Here is a 12,921-nt window from a genome sequence, read left to right as displayed (position 1 = left end):
TGTCAGAGCCTAAAATCATCTAACCTTGCTTAGAAAAGAATTAAATTTTAGCGTGCTCATAGTTAAATTTAATTTACTCCCTCTATTTAAAAAGTTCATTTTTTAGCTTATCCACCAGCGGGTGTTGCGTGGGAAGCGAAATCTCCTCTATGCTGGCTATTCTTTTTATTCCGGTTACATTCGCCGAGAACACACTATCAGCATGATACAGTTGATCTACATCAGCTAAAACCTCTGCTACTTCTAAATCATTTTGCCGACACCATCGCATAATGTTGCGTCGCACTATACCGTTGACACACCCTGTTTCTAAAGCTGGAGTATATACTATGTTATCGCTTACCCAGAACACATTAGAGGAAATAAACTCAGCCACATTGTTCTGAAGGTCTAGTAGCAATATGTCATTCAGATTCCTGTTGTCTTTCTCTATGGCTGCCATGATGTACAAAGGCGCGTTTGGGCCCTTAAAATGGGAGAGAGGAGAATACTGTGTCCGGACCTGCCTGCAAAGGCCCACCTGCAGCGGCAGGTTAGACACTGGCGTGGCTGGCTGTACGGTGGCCAGCCAATTTGCCTGGTTTGTTTCAGGGGTATAGATACCGGCGCCGGCTCTCCAGAATTTTAGTTTTAGCCTTCCGTGCTCCATTGCCTGCTGTTGTTCGGCCAGGTTCAGAAGCTTTTCCGGGATGGCAGGTGAGGTTAGGTACGGGGGTAACGATAACTGCAATGCGGTGGCAGCTTCCTTCATGCGCAGTATATGGTCTTCCCAGAAGCTCAATCGGCCCTGCCTGATAATGATAGTCTCAAAAAAACCGTCGTTATACTGAAAGGCCCTGTTGGTGAGGGGCAGCCGCAACTCATTTTCCTGCAGCAGGTGGTTGTTATAGAGCAGTTGCATGATGTTAGATGCTAATCTTTATAATCAAAGATAGGCAGGAAGAGTCTCTGTCCAAACTAAATCCATTGAAAGCTTGTTATCATTATTAAGAAAGAACGCTATACTTATCCTATGAAAATATTTTCACTATACCTTTACTCATTATTACCCCTCTTCCTTCTTTTTACTTCATGTACCGAAGCCACGACCGACCGCTATTCCAGCAGCTTCACAAGTGATACCCGCGCGGTGTTATTGCCTGAGGACACAGCAGGCTTAGCGAAGGCGACCTTCGCTGGCGGCTGCTTTTGGTGTACAGAGGCTTATTTTGAGCGTTTGCAAGGGGTGAACGCGGTTGTATCAGGTTATTCCGGTGGTACCAAGGATAATCCTACTTATCATGAAGTAAGCGCCGGCGAGACGGATTATGCAGAGGCAGTACAAGTTTACTATGATCCAGAGGAAATCTCTTACCGGGAGCTGGTAGAGGTGTTTTTTGCTACGCATGATCCGACCACGCTCAATAGACAAGGCCCCGATTATGGCAAACAGTACCGTTCTGTGGTATTTTACCGCACGCCTGAAGAAAGAAGCATCGTAGAAAACTATGTGCGACAGTTAGACGAAGCAGGTACTTATCGGGATGATATAGTTACACAAGTGCAGCCTTTAAAAAAGTTCTGGGAGGCAGAAGATTACCACCAGGATTATTACCGCATCAACCCGACAGACCCCTATGTAGTGTCTGTAGCAAGGCCTAAAGTAATAAAATTTGAAGCGAATTACCGGAATAAGATGAAGCCTGAGTATCGGAACTGATAATTTTTATTATCAAAACCAGTGCTGCCTGCGTAGTAGTGTTCTATAGTTAAACAACAAATTAACACTATGGAATTTATACTGAATTTATTTATAACAGCCGGCGTCATTTTAATTTTGGCGTATGCCATGTCCAGTGTGCATGTAAAAAGTTTCTGGACTGCGCTGTGGGTGGCGTTTCTGATAGCCATTTTAAATGCAACCATTGGTTGGTTGCTTAGCGGTTTACTCAACCTGGTTACCTTTTTCTTACTGGAAGCCATTGTCAGTTTGTTCGTGGTTGCCCTGATGATAAAATTGGTTGACAAACTGGTGGGCAATTTTAAAACAGATGGCTTCCTGCCTGCTTTTATTATTGCGCTTGTAACGGCTTTGACCATTGCTGCCGTAAGCTGGATGAGGGGCGGAAATGATGATTACGCTATGCTGGAGCAGGCACCGCAGCAAACTGAGATGCGTATAGCTGCCAAATAATCCTTCGTGACCGTAATAAAAAGGTCCTGCACATTCTGATGCAGGACCTTTTTATTTAAGTGGTTCTTAGCCTTCCTTCAGTAATTCAGCTTACGATGGCATTTGTCCAGTCTTTCTCACCGCAGTTGCTGCAGTTCCATTCCCTGTCTCTTTCATTTTCGACTGTATTGCCGCAATTACGGCAGGCAAATGTGTCCACTGTTTCCTGTTGCTCTGACCTGAAACTCTCATCCCATTCAGGCAGGATATTCAGGCCTGGTATCGGATTTTCATACAGGTAATTAGTGAATTCACCCGTTGCCTCAAAATAAGACCTTCTCACTTTGCCTAAGTTGGTGATACCGGCACTTCTTAATTCTGCTAAAAGCCGTTCAGGAGATACCCGGTTTAATTTCATTACATCCAGCAGCATTCTGCCATCTTTCACCAGAACACTAATGTCACCTAAAGCCAAAAACTCAAACTTGCTGCTTTTGTAGGAATAGTAGGAAATAATCCGCTGAATACTCACTACAATAACGGCTATAATCAGGGCAGGCAACATGCCACGTTCGGGGGCAAGCATGGGTACTCCAACGGCTGCAGCCAACGACACGAGCGCAGCCAACTCACTGTTGCTAAGGGTCGAGGCCATACGTTTTCCCATAAACCGCATCGACACCATGAGCAGGAGGTATATGAAGGTAATACGGATAATAACTTCTATGAGAAAACTCCAGGGAACATCCCCTAAGATTATCCGCATGTAATCTGTTATAGCTATATCATCTGCGCCCATTTTTCTATTGGTCTAAATTTATTTGATAAATTATTTTATTCATCCGCTTCTTTCAGGGTGAAATCATTGTGGTTTTCAGGAATCAAAGAGAATGCCTGTGTCCACATGTTTGCACCGCAGCGCGAGCATTCATCATTTGGTTTATCATCACTTTCCACTGTATTGCCGCAGTTGTTGCAGGCATAGTGGCCATTGTCGTGTGGCTGATTTGTCAGTAAGTCCTCGTCCTGCAATGGTAATACACTCAGTCCGGTCAATGGGTCTTCATTCCTGAAAAGGCTGAATTTACCGGAAGGCTCGAGGTAAAGCCGTTTTACCTGGCCCAGGTGTTGTACATTCTTGTTTCGAAGCACTGCAAAAACCTGCTCCCGCGAAGCGGTTGTCTTTTTCATTTCCTTCAGCTCCATGCAACCCTCTGCAACCAAAAGGCTCGTTTTGCCCTGCGCTATATTTTCAAACTTACTATTTATAAAAGTCAGCCAGTTCAGGCCGCGCTGAAACAGGAGGGCACAGAGCAGCACGACAATAGCTGGCAACATCCCGCGGTCAGGTATCTGCATGGGAACAGCTATAATAGCACCCAGTGTAATCATCACAGCCATTTCGGTGATACTTAGTTGCGCGCTCATTCGCTTACCAAACAGCCGCAGCACCACAATCAGGATGATGTACATAACCAAAGTGCGTACAAATACTTCTGCCATAAATTCCCTGGGAGCATCACCAAGTAAAAGGCGTTCCCAGTCCCATAAATGTATATCTTCTTTATCCATTAAATTCCAGTTCAACAGGTACAAAATAATGACAGGCTAATGCTGTATTATATTGAGCAGTAGCAAAGTCAGCCATGTTGTACGGGAGTTTTGTAGTTGCGTTAGCGCGGTATATTTATATTTTCCTGTATGAATCAATGATATTTATTGCATGAGTAGCCTATGTTATATCTGAATTGATGTTGGTACACCTGCTACTATTTTCAGTTAAAGCAGCTTCTTTAAACTATAAAGAGGTACAAAAAAAACTCCTGCCTCAGAAAGAGCAGGAGTTTGTGCTGGTGAGTTCCGTTACACCCTTATCTAAAAATTCTTGTACTATAAAGTTGGCAGCTGTTCCAGATCTTCTTGAGTGAACAGTTTAGAACGAATAAGGAAACGCAGGCCCAGCGGTATCTCCAGCGAAAAGCTGGCACCCCGGCCTGGCGTTACATCCAGTGTCAGTTGCGTGTGCTTCCAATACTCGTACTGATCACGAGCAATATAAAATTTGCAGCCGTGCACTTCCCCGAGCAGCACATCACTGTCGCCTACCCGGAACTCTCCATCTTCAAAGCACATGGGGGTTGAGCCATCGCAGCAGCCACCGCTCTGATGGAACATTAAAGGCCCATGCCTGTCCCGCAGCTGGTCAATCACCTCTTTGGCCTTATCGGTTATGTCTACGCGTTTTACCTCCATTGTCTTTCATATTAAATAAGAAAGCCCTGTAGCAAAACTACAGGGTTTCTGTGATACATTGAAAGATTAAAAGAAACCTTGCTTATTCTTGTTGTAAGAGATGAGCATGTTTTTGGTCTGGCGGTAATAGTTGAGCATCATTTTGTGGTTCTCACGGCCAAAACCTGATTTTTTATAACCACCAAACGGAGCGTGAGCCGGGTAGGCATGGTAGCAGTTAACCCATACACGACCTGCCTGTATGGCACGTGGAATCTGGTAGATTTCATGCGCATCTCGGGTCCAGAGGCCGGCACCTAAGCCGTAAAGCGTATCGTTTGCCATTTCGATGGCTTCTTCAGTAGTTTTGAAGGTAGCCACAGATACAACCGGTCCGAAAATCTCTTCCTGGAACACCCGCATTTTGTTTGTGCCCTTAAAGATGGTTGGTTTGATATAGTACCCGTTCTCCAGGCCGCTGTTAAGGCCGGCGGCACCGCCACCTGTCAGCACTTCAGCACCTTCCTGTTTACCTATATCCATGTATGAGAGAATCTTCTCAAACTGGTCGTTAGAAGCCTGCGCGCCCATCATGGTATCTTCAGATAGCGGGTGGCCTAATTTGATAGCTTCTGTGCGTTGGATGACACGCTCCATAAAGCGGTCGTAGATGCTTTCGTGCACGAGTATGCGCGAAGGGCAAGTACAAACCTCTCCCTGGTTCAGGGCAAACATTACGGCGCCTTCCACGCATTTGTCAAAAAATTCATCATCGGCCTCGGCTATACTTGGCATGAAGATATTTGGTGACTTACCGCCTAATTCCATTGTAACCGGCACCAGGTTTTCAGAGGCATACTGCATGATCAGTCGCCCGGTGGTGGTTTCGCCCGTAAAGGCCACTTTTGCTACCCTTGGCGATTGCGCAAGCGGCTTGCCTGCCTCTGTGCCGAATCCGGTCACAATGTTCAGCACCCCGGCTGGAATGATATCTTTAATAAGCTCCATCAGCACCATAATACCAGTTGGGGTTTGCTCAGCTGGTTTCATCACGACGCAGCAGCCGGCAGCCAGGGCAGGGGCCATTTTCCAGGTGGCCATCAGCAGCGGGAAGTTCCAGGGGATAATCTGCCCCACCACGCCAAGCGGCTCCTGCAGGTTAATGCTGATAGTGAACTCGTCATGCTCTGACATAGTGCTTTCATCGGCACGGATAGCGCCGGCAAAGTATCGGAAGTGGTCGATGCACAGCGGAATATCGGCTGCGCGTGTCTCACGTATAGCTTTCCCGTTGTCCACGGTTTCAACTCTGGCCAGCATTTCCGCGTTTTTCTCTATCACATCCGCTATGTCAAGAAGTACTTTGGCCCTTGTGGCTGCGGAGGTCTTAGACCAAGATTTAAAAGCTTCATGCGCGGCATCCAAGGCTTTTTCTATGTCTTCTTTGTTACCACGGGCTGCTTTGGTGAAAGGCTTGCCGTCGATAGGAGAGATGTTGTCGAAATATTCTCCGCTGGCAGGTGCTACCCACTGCCCCCCGATAAAGTGATCGTATTTTTCTTTAAAGGAAGGCCGCTCCAATACAGCTGACTTTTCCTGAGGCATTGCTACTGTGTCCATAGTTTAACGTGTTAAATTTGTTTTTTTTCGTTTTGTCTAAGGTCCGCAGATAAATACAGTTAAACTTCTCTTATTATATCAAAAACTATTCTTATCGTATCAGGTTGATATTGAAGTATAAGGTTTATATATTGAGCAATCACTTACTGAAAACCGTATGGCACCCGGAAACACACTGCAACCTATACCAGTGCGCGATGAGCGTTCCCTGTTCACTTTAGTTGAAAACAGATCTGCTTACACCCTGGATGCCTGCGAATTGAATGTATTTGAAACACATGAGGCAGCGAAAGGAGTGAACTTAGCTTTTGGATACTGGGTACTGACAAGTATGCTGCGGGGCAAAAAAGTGATGCACCTCTTCGATAAGCCCGGCTTTGACTATTTCCCCGGCGAATCAATTATTGTGCCGCCGAACGAGCTGATGAAGATTGATTTTCCGGAGGCTGAAAAACAAAATCCCACCCAGTGCATTGCGCTTGCCATTTCGGCAGAGCAGATACAAAGCACGATACAGCTGTTAAATGAGCAACACCCTAAAGCAGAGGCAGGAGAAGAGTGGCAGGTAAATGAACAGTATTTTCACCTGGCTAATAATGTGGAACTTGCTGATATCATTAACCGCCTTATCCGCATCAGCATCAATGACCACAGTCGTGAAAAGGATATTCTGGCTAACCTGGCTCTCCGCGAATTACTCGTCCGGCTGATGCAGACGCAGGCAAGGCAGTTTTTCGAAAACAATTATAAGTCTCTTGCCAATAGCCATCGCTTCGGCCATATCATCCAGTACATCAAAGAAAATATCACATCCAAAATAGACGTGGATAAACTCAGCGACAAAGCCTGCATGAGCCGCGCCAGCTTTTTCAGGAAGTTTAAGGAAGAGTTTGGTTTCACACCCGCCGATTACATTCTGAAAGAGCGAATAAGGCTGGCTAAAGAATATCTCCGGAACCCACTCAACTCTGTGACACAGACCTGCTACATGGCGGGATTTCAGAACCTCAATTATTTTATCCGGGCGTTCAAAAACAAGGTGGGAACCACTCCAAAGGTTTTTCAGCAGAAAACTGCAGGCTTAGGTAATTTATGCTAAAGCGGCTTCTTCTTTCTTACTCTACAAATACTGATGGCAAAACTGTTGCCGTTCTTCAAGGTCCTTTCGATTTAGTAGCCAGGCCGTCATGGTCTCTTGTTTACGCGTACAGGAGCTTGTGACTTTACATTTATATAGAAGAACCTAACACTTGTTAGTAAAATAACAGTATTAGGCTTGCATAATTATTATTTACGCAACTATTCCGGCCTAATATTTTATAATTCAAAAACTACCTCTACTTTTGTAGCACTAAAAGTAGCTACGCGTGATGGTGTGTGATTACCTGCTCCTTTACTTATCGAACTAGAGCTGTTGCTGACACACCATTAAATGAGCTGCTTCATGAATTATTACGAAACCTAATAAACGTGCAATGAGTGTAACTGATTTTGCAGAGAATGCAACAGAAGACCAGGTAAAATCAATTTTTGTTGAGGAAAATCAGATTCCGGAAGAATTTAAGCTGAAACAGGAAATCCATCAGCGTGAGTTTCTTTCTGACGGAGAAATGAAACAGTGGGAGGGGGCTGTGCATACAGTTTATTCTCCGGTAGCTGTTAAAACCCCTGAAGGCTTCAAACGCAAGGTTATCGGCACTTACCCTGTTTGCACGGAAAAGGAAGCAATGGAGTCACTGGATGCAGCTGTGGCAGCCTATAACAATGGCCGCGGGCAGTGGCCGACCATGAGTGTGCAGGACCGCATCCGTTGTGTAGAGCAGTTTACGCATAAAATGATTGAGCAGAAAGACATTGTTGTGAAGCTCATCATGTGGGAAATAGGGAAATCTGTTGCGGATTCTGTGAAAGAGTTTGACAGAACAGTGGAATATATTTATGCGACCATTGATGCCCTTAAAGACCTCGACCGCGATTCTTCCCGCTTCGAGATTGAGCAGGGGATTGTTGCCCAAATCCGTCGTTCACCGCTGGGAGTGGTGCTGTGTATGGGGCCATTTAATTACCCGCTGAACGAAACGTTTACCACACTTATTCCTGCCCTTATCATGGGGAATACGCTGTTGTTCAAGCCGCCAAAGCACGGTACGTTATTGCACTACCCATTATTGCAGGCTTTCAAAGAGTGTTTCCCGAAAGGGGTAGTCAACACTATTTACGGGCGCGGGCATGCCATTGTACCGGCACTGATGCAGTCAGGCAAAATAAATGTCTTAACATTGATTGGTTCCAGTAAAGTAGCCGATGAACTGAAGAAGCTTCACCCGAAGGTGAACAGGTTGCGGGCCATACTAGGATTGGATGCCAAGAATGCCGCCATCGTTACAGAAAATGCAGATGTAAACCTGGCTGTTTCTGAAACTGTGCTGGGTGCGCTTTCTTTTAACGGGCAGCGCTGTACAGCACTTAAGATTGTATTTGTACACCGCTCGAAGGTGGATCAGTTCCTAGAGCAGTTAAGTGATGCTGTCTGTAAACTGAAGATTGGCATGCCATGGGAGAAAGGAGTGGCTCTAACGCCACTGCCGGAGCCTCATAAGCCTGCCTATCTGAAAGAACTGATTGATGATGCCGCCGCACATGGCGCTTCTGTGGTGAATAGAGGAGGAGGTACCTCTTTTAAGTCTTTTGTTTATCCAGCCATACTTTACCCTGTAAACCAGGACATGAAAGTTTACCGTGAAGAGCAATTCGGACCCGTTATTCCGGTAGTGCCTTTTGATGACCTGGAGAAGCCAATCCAGTATTTAATTGAATCTACGCACGGCCAGCAGGTCAGTATTTTCAGTAATGATGCTGCAGAAACAGCCTCGTTGATAGATCCACTGGTAAATCAGGTGAGTCGCGTGAATGTTAACTGCCAGTGCCAGCGCGGACCAGACACTTTTCCGTTTACGGGTCGTAAAGACAGTGCAGAAGGGACTTTGTCAGTGGTAGATGCTTTGCGTTCCTTCTCAATCCGCTCGCTGGTGGCCACGAAGCTCAACGAGAATAACAAGAAGCTCATCAATGAAATTATAAACGAAGGAAATTCTAACTTCCTGAGCACAAAGTATATCTTTTAAAGAACAGGATATACTATACAATAAAAAAGGAGTCGCGGCCATATGCTGCGACTCCTTTTTTATTATGTAATTGATTCGTTAACTTATTTTACAGCGTTCATGCCGGCTTCGGCCACTGTGTGATCGTTCTCGACTGTGCTGCCAGACACGCCAATAGCACCAATAATTTCTCCGTTGCCGTCTTTGATCGGAATGCCTCCCGGAAACGTAATTAAACCACCATTGGAGTGTTCAATGTTATAGAGTGAGCCGCCTGGCTGCGACGCCTGACCTAAGTCGCCGGTCGGCATGTCAAAGAAGCGGGCTGTTCTGGCCTTTTTTACCGCAATATCAATAGATCCGAGCCAGGCACCATCCATACGTGCGAAGGCTGTTAAGTTAGCACCAGGGTCTACCAATGCGATGTTCATTTTCAGGTCTAGTTCCTGTGCTTTCTCTTTGGCTGCGTTTACAGCTGCTTGCGCCTGTTCTAATGTTATTCCCATAAGTTTTAAGTTTTACTGGTTGGTTAAGATTTGTTTAAGGTGGATGACTAAATAAAAGACTCCTTATATTGATACTCCTGCCAATTGTAAAAGTTTAAACAATGGTAATAAGAAGTGATTTATATATAATTTCCATATATTACCATATAAATCTATTGCTACACCTCCTTAAGCTACACATGAAAACTTTACTTACTATTTGCTTTTTTCTTCTGCTAATCATCCGCTTCAGTTATAGCCAGCAGATTCAGTTTGAAAATGATGCCCTGCCCGAAGTGATGGCAAAGGCAAAAAGGACAGGTAAACCTGTTTTTATTCTGGTAGAATCACGGCCTCATGTTTCTCCAAATTTATCTGAAGAGGCAAGAAAGGCATGGACAGATTCCGGCTTATATGATCCAGCTGTTACGGGCATTCTCAACAAGGAATTTCTGAATGTGAAGGCTCCTTATGGCTCCGCTCTGGCCCGTCAGATGCAACAGCAGTATAATGTGCAGCAGTATCCTACTTACCTGTATTTTGATTCTGATGGAGGATTAGTTTATAGGCAGGGTTCTACAACTACAAGTGTTGAACGATACCTGAGTGATATAGAGGAGTTTAAGCAGAGAAAAGCCGCCAACAAAAGTGTGAGTTATTATCAGCGGGAGCTTGTAGCGGGCAGGAGGGATGCTGATTTTATCAAAAGTTACATCTTGCTTCTCAATGAATTAGGATTAACAGTAGAGCAGGTGCTACTAAACGTTTACGTGGATGCCTTACCAGCCAAAGCTTTTAATTCTTTTGCTGAAGTTGTCTTCATACATCAGCAAGGGCCACATGTAGATAGCAAAGCTTTTAAACGTGCTCGCTTCAACCAGAAACTTGTAGATAGCCTGTATACTACATTGCCGCTACAGGAGCGCATCAGCATTAACAACCTGATCATCAGCAACACAATGGAGGAAGCAATCGCGAAAAGAGATCGGGATTTGGCTTATAAAGGAGCTTCTTTTGCCCGTGGCACTTATACTACTGACTATAAGCGTGGAAATATGACATTTCAGAACAACATGATGCGGTTTTACAATAGTACCGGAGATACAGCACAATACCTGCAATTGCTGGTTTCCTATGTAGACGAGTATTATATGGGGGTGCCTGTTGATTCTGTAGAGCAAATGCTGGCAGCAGACAGCGCTGCGATGGCAGCCAGCCGGGACAGAATGAGGCTTCTAAGCCAAAACAAACCTAACAGCGACTCCGTGCAGGTGCATCAACGGGCGTATATGAGAACAGGAGCTCAGCCCAACGCTGGCAGGAGTCACCTGATGATGCTGAACAATTCGGCATATGCCGTTTACAGGACCGGCACAACAAATAACCGCTATTTAACCCGGGCCTTAAGTTGGAGCAAACGTGCCGTAGAATTAGCACCGAATTCAGGTTATTATGACACGCTGGCACATTTGCTATACAAGTTGGAATTTTATACTGAAGCGGAAGCTATGCAGGAAAAAGCAGTTGAAATGGCACGTACTGAAAACGCGCACACGCACACAGAGCACCTGCAACAAGAGTTAATTAAAATCAAAAACAGATCGCTGTAAAACTATAATATTAACAGCTGAAATTATTATGCAACATTAACTAACTGAGCCTGTAAGAAAAGAGATACATGCTGTACGGAGCAGCTTTGAAATTAAAAGAGATGTCTCGCAAATAAAACAACACGATAATGAAAATTACTTTACCGACAGTTCTGCTTTATCTGTTTCTGCTCACTGCAATTATCATAGAACTTGTTTCTGATTTTGCAGCAATGAAAACTTACGAGATAATTAAAATATTTTCACTAATGGTGTTTCTAAGTCTCACCGTATTTCTATACTTCAAACAAAAACAATCTTTATGACTAATTGAGTTGCTGCTTGTGACAGTTGTCGCTATTTAACATAAAGTATATTATATGTGACACTTAAAATAGATGATTTACATCGTATATTATAAGTCTTATAATTTATATTATGTTAAGTAGTGTTTAGATATAAGACACTGTATCTTCTTTCTACAGCATTCTCTATCTTAACTTATGATAAATGTAATTAAAACAAAAAAAGGAAAGCTATATAGCTTTCCTTTTTTGATATAGACTAGTTAAATCTTAGTTGTTCATCATGGCGCTGATTTTCTCAGCATCGGCTTTGCGCTCAAGTCTTGTGTAAAGCTTCACAAGGTTCTGCATGGTAGCCTCGTCTTTAGGCTGAATCTCAAGTGCCTTTTCGAAATACGGCACTGCAGCCTGGTAATGCTTCTTCGCCTCATTTTCAAGGGCTTTACCTTTCTTCTGGTAAGTAGCATAATCCATTTTAGCTGCTCTGTTGTTTACATCAGCACCTTTGTTAAACTCTAAAACGCCCAGATTGTAGTTAGCATCAAAGTTATTAGGCTCAATTTCAATGGCTTTCTTATAGATTGCCGTCGCACCATCCAAATCCTTCTTACGCTCTAACAGGTTTCCTTTTACTGCTAAAAGGCTGGCGTTGCTAGGGTCTGCTGCTATAGCTTTGTCCAGCTTATCCATTGCTTCCTCGGCACGGTCGTTCTTCAGGTAATAACGAAGTTCTTCCTGCATCAGGTAAACGCTGTTTGGCTGCTTCTCTAAGCCAGAAGCTAATGCATTCATGACTTCCTCGTCAGAAGCTTCAGTAGCCTGCATCAACTGAATTTTGTTCTTGTAAACATCTTCTGTTGTGTGGCCCATTTCAATCAGGTTGTCATAAAAACCAATTGCAGCAGGATAATCCTGGTTTGCAGTTGAGGCATAAGCAGCATATAATACTGCTGTTGTATCTGTAGGGCTGATTTTGCTTGCCAGTTGATACTTCTCAATAGCATTCTCCCAGTCCTGGTTGTTGTGGAATTCCACCGCCTGGTTCAGCACCTGGCCATAAAGCTGCTCCTTACGCTCAGGTACCTGCTTGGCAAATTCGCCGTTGCCACCATCTAACTCTACCGCTTTATCAAATGATTCCAGTACTAGAGTTGGAGTGTTGTCATCTGCCATTTTACCATAAATCGGGTTGCCGATCATGTCCTGGTAAATAACACCACGGTAAAACCAGGTTTTTGCTTTATCCTTGGTTTTTTTGTGCTCGATGGCCTTGTCGATACTTTCCTGGGCTTTGTCCAACGTACCGTTCTTGTGATTCAAGATGGCGCTGTTCACGGCCGAGTTTTGTGCACTTGCTACCGAAATGCTTGCGGCTGCCAAGGCTGTTAAAAGTATTTTTTTCATACTTAAATTTGAATGGTTTGTGATTGTTTG

General features: G+C 44.4%; 12 protein-coding genes. 5 read left to right on the top strand and 7 right to left on the bottom strand.

Going from position 1 to position 12,921, the window contains the following annotated elements:
* Window positions 1-82: 82 nt before the first annotated feature.
* Window positions 83-901: an aminotransferase class IV gene (locus DXT99_RS03695; RefSeq protein WP_115564181.1), complete on the bottom strand. Its 819-nt coding sequence runs from the start codon at window positions 899-901 to the stop codon at window positions 83-85.
* 111 nt (window positions 902-1,012) lie between these two features.
* Between DXT99_RS03695 and msrA the strand changes: the two genes are divergently transcribed.
* Both msrA and DXT99_RS03685 read left to right on the top strand, forming a co-directional pair.
* Window positions 1,013-1,699, top strand: coding sequence for a peptide-methionine (S)-S-oxide reductase MsrA (gene msrA / locus DXT99_RS03690; RefSeq protein ID WP_115564180.1), 687 nt, complete (start codon window positions 1,013-1,015; stop codon window positions 1,697-1,699).
* A gap of 69 nt (window positions 1,700-1,768) precedes the next feature.
* Complete coding sequence (locus DXT99_RS03685) at window positions 1,769-2,173, top strand: phage holin family protein (RefSeq protein WP_115564179.1); 405 nt, start codon at window positions 1,769-1,771, stop codon at window positions 2,171-2,173.
* An 85-nt stretch (window positions 2,174-2,258) separates the two neighbouring features.
* Here the strand turns inward: DXT99_RS03685 and DXT99_RS03680 are convergent, their stop codons facing one another.
* The 4 genes from DXT99_RS03680 to DXT99_RS03665 all read right to left on the bottom strand — a co-directional run bounded on the left by DXT99_RS03680 (window position 2,259) and on the right by DXT99_RS03665 (window position 6,004).
* Window positions 2,259-2,918, bottom strand: coding sequence for a DUF421 domain-containing protein (locus DXT99_RS03680; RefSeq protein WP_181885022.1), 660 nt, complete (start codon window positions 2,916-2,918; stop codon window positions 2,259-2,261).
* 68 nt (window positions 2,919-2,986) lie between these two features.
* The gene (locus DXT99_RS03675) at window positions 2,987-3,724 is read right to left on the bottom strand and encodes a DUF421 domain-containing protein (protein ID WP_115564445.1); all 738 of its coding nucleotides are present in this window, start codon (window positions 3,722-3,724) and stop codon (window positions 2,987-2,989) included.
* Window positions 3,725-4,042: 318 nt separating this feature from the next.
* The gene (locus DXT99_RS03670; RefSeq protein ID WP_115564177.1) at window positions 4,043-4,405 is read right to left on the bottom strand and encodes a DUF779 domain-containing protein; all 363 of its coding nucleotides are present in this window, start codon (window positions 4,403-4,405) and stop codon (window positions 4,043-4,045) included.
* 66 nt (window positions 4,406-4,471) lie between these two features.
* Entirely contained in the window at window positions 4,472-6,004 is a 1,533-nt protein-coding gene (locus DXT99_RS03665; RefSeq protein ID WP_181885021.1) for an aldehyde dehydrogenase family protein, read from the bottom strand.
* 157 nt (window positions 6,005-6,161) lie between these two features.
* On the opposite strand from DXT99_RS03665, the gene DXT99_RS03660 reads away from it, so the two are divergent.
* Both DXT99_RS03660 and DXT99_RS03655 read left to right on the top strand, forming a co-directional pair.
* Window positions 6,162-7,103 carry a helix-turn-helix transcriptional regulator gene (locus DXT99_RS03660; protein WP_115564176.1) on the top strand — a complete coding sequence of 314 codons (942 nt, stop codon included), beginning with the start codon at window positions 6,162-6,164 and terminating at the stop codon, window positions 7,101-7,103.
* A 376-nt stretch (window positions 7,104-7,479) separates the two neighbouring features.
* Window positions 7,480-9,129, top strand: coding sequence for an NADP-dependent glyceraldehyde-3-phosphate dehydrogenase (locus DXT99_RS03655; RefSeq protein WP_115564175.1), 1,650 nt, complete (start codon window positions 7,480-7,482; stop codon window positions 9,127-9,129).
* A gap of 83 nt (window positions 9,130-9,212) precedes the next feature.
* On the opposite strand, the gene DXT99_RS03650 is transcribed toward DXT99_RS03655, so the two are convergent.
* Complete coding sequence (locus DXT99_RS03650) at window positions 9,213-9,614, bottom strand: GlcG/HbpS family heme-binding protein (protein WP_115564174.1); 402 nt, start codon at window positions 9,612-9,614, stop codon at window positions 9,213-9,215.
* 179 nt (window positions 9,615-9,793) lie between these two features.
* On the opposite strand from DXT99_RS03650, the gene DXT99_RS03645 reads away from it, so the two are divergent.
* Window positions 9,794-11,203: a hypothetical protein gene (locus tag DXT99_RS03645; protein WP_115564173.1), complete on the top strand. Its 1,410-nt coding sequence runs from the start codon at window positions 9,794-9,796 to the stop codon at window positions 11,201-11,203.
* Window positions 11,204-11,757: 554 nt separating this feature from the next.
* On the opposite strand, the gene DXT99_RS03640 is transcribed toward DXT99_RS03645, so the two are convergent.
* Entirely contained in the window at window positions 11,758-12,891 is a 1,134-nt protein-coding gene (locus tag DXT99_RS03640) for a tetratricopeptide repeat protein (RefSeq protein ID WP_115564172.1), read from the bottom strand.
* Window positions 12,892-12,921 lie beyond the last annotated feature (30 nt).

This window comes from Pontibacter diazotrophicus (genome assembly GCF_003367245.1).
GTDB classification, from domain to species: domain Bacteria; phylum Bacteroidota; class Bacteroidia; order Cytophagales; family Hymenobacteraceae; genus Pontibacter; species Pontibacter diazotrophicus.
This window is presented reverse-complemented; position numbering and strand designations above follow the sequence as displayed.

Excerpts from the sequence above, each read along its gene's own strand:
- DXT99_RS03695 (WP_115564181.1), bottom strand. The coding sequence starts at position 901 with ATGCAACTGCTCTATAACAACCACCTGCTGCAGGAAAATGAGTTGCGG.
- msrA (WP_115564180.1), top strand. The coding sequence starts at position 1,013 with ATGAAAATATTTTCACTATACCTTTACTCATTATTACCCCTCTTCCTT.
- DXT99_RS03685 (WP_115564179.1), top strand. The coding sequence starts at position 1,769 with ATGGAATTTATACTGAATTTATTTATAACAGCCGGCGTCATTTTAATT.
- DXT99_RS03680 (WP_181885022.1), bottom strand. The coding sequence starts at position 2,918 with ATGCGGATAATCTTAGGGGATGTTCCCTGGAGTTTTCTCATAGAAGTT.
- DXT99_RS03675 (WP_115564445.1), bottom strand. The coding sequence starts at position 3,724 with ATGGATAAAGAAGATATACATTTATGGGACTGGGAACGCCTTTTACTT.
- DXT99_RS03670 (WP_115564177.1), bottom strand. The coding sequence starts at position 4,405 with ATGGAGGTAAAACGCGTAGACATAACCGATAAGGCCAAAGAGGTGATT.
- DXT99_RS03665 (WP_181885021.1), bottom strand. The coding sequence starts at position 6,004 with ATGGACACAGTAGCAATGCCTCAGGAAAAGTCAGCTGTATTGGAGCGG.
- DXT99_RS03660 (WP_115564176.1), top strand. The coding sequence starts at position 6,162 with ATGGCACCCGGAAACACACTGCAACCTATACCAGTGCGCGATGAGCGT.
- DXT99_RS03655 (WP_115564175.1), top strand. The coding sequence starts at position 7,480 with ATGAGTGTAACTGATTTTGCAGAGAATGCAACAGAAGACCAGGTAAAA.
- DXT99_RS03650 (WP_115564174.1), bottom strand. The coding sequence starts at position 9,614 with ATGGGAATAACATTAGAACAGGCGCAAGCAGCTGTAAACGCAGCCAAA.
- DXT99_RS03645 (WP_115564173.1), top strand. The coding sequence starts at position 9,794 with ATGAAAACTTTACTTACTATTTGCTTTTTTCTTCTGCTAATCATCCGC.
- DXT99_RS03640 (WP_115564172.1), bottom strand. The coding sequence starts at position 12,891 with ATGAAAAAAATACTTTTAACAGCCTTGGCAGCCGCAAGCATTTCGGTA.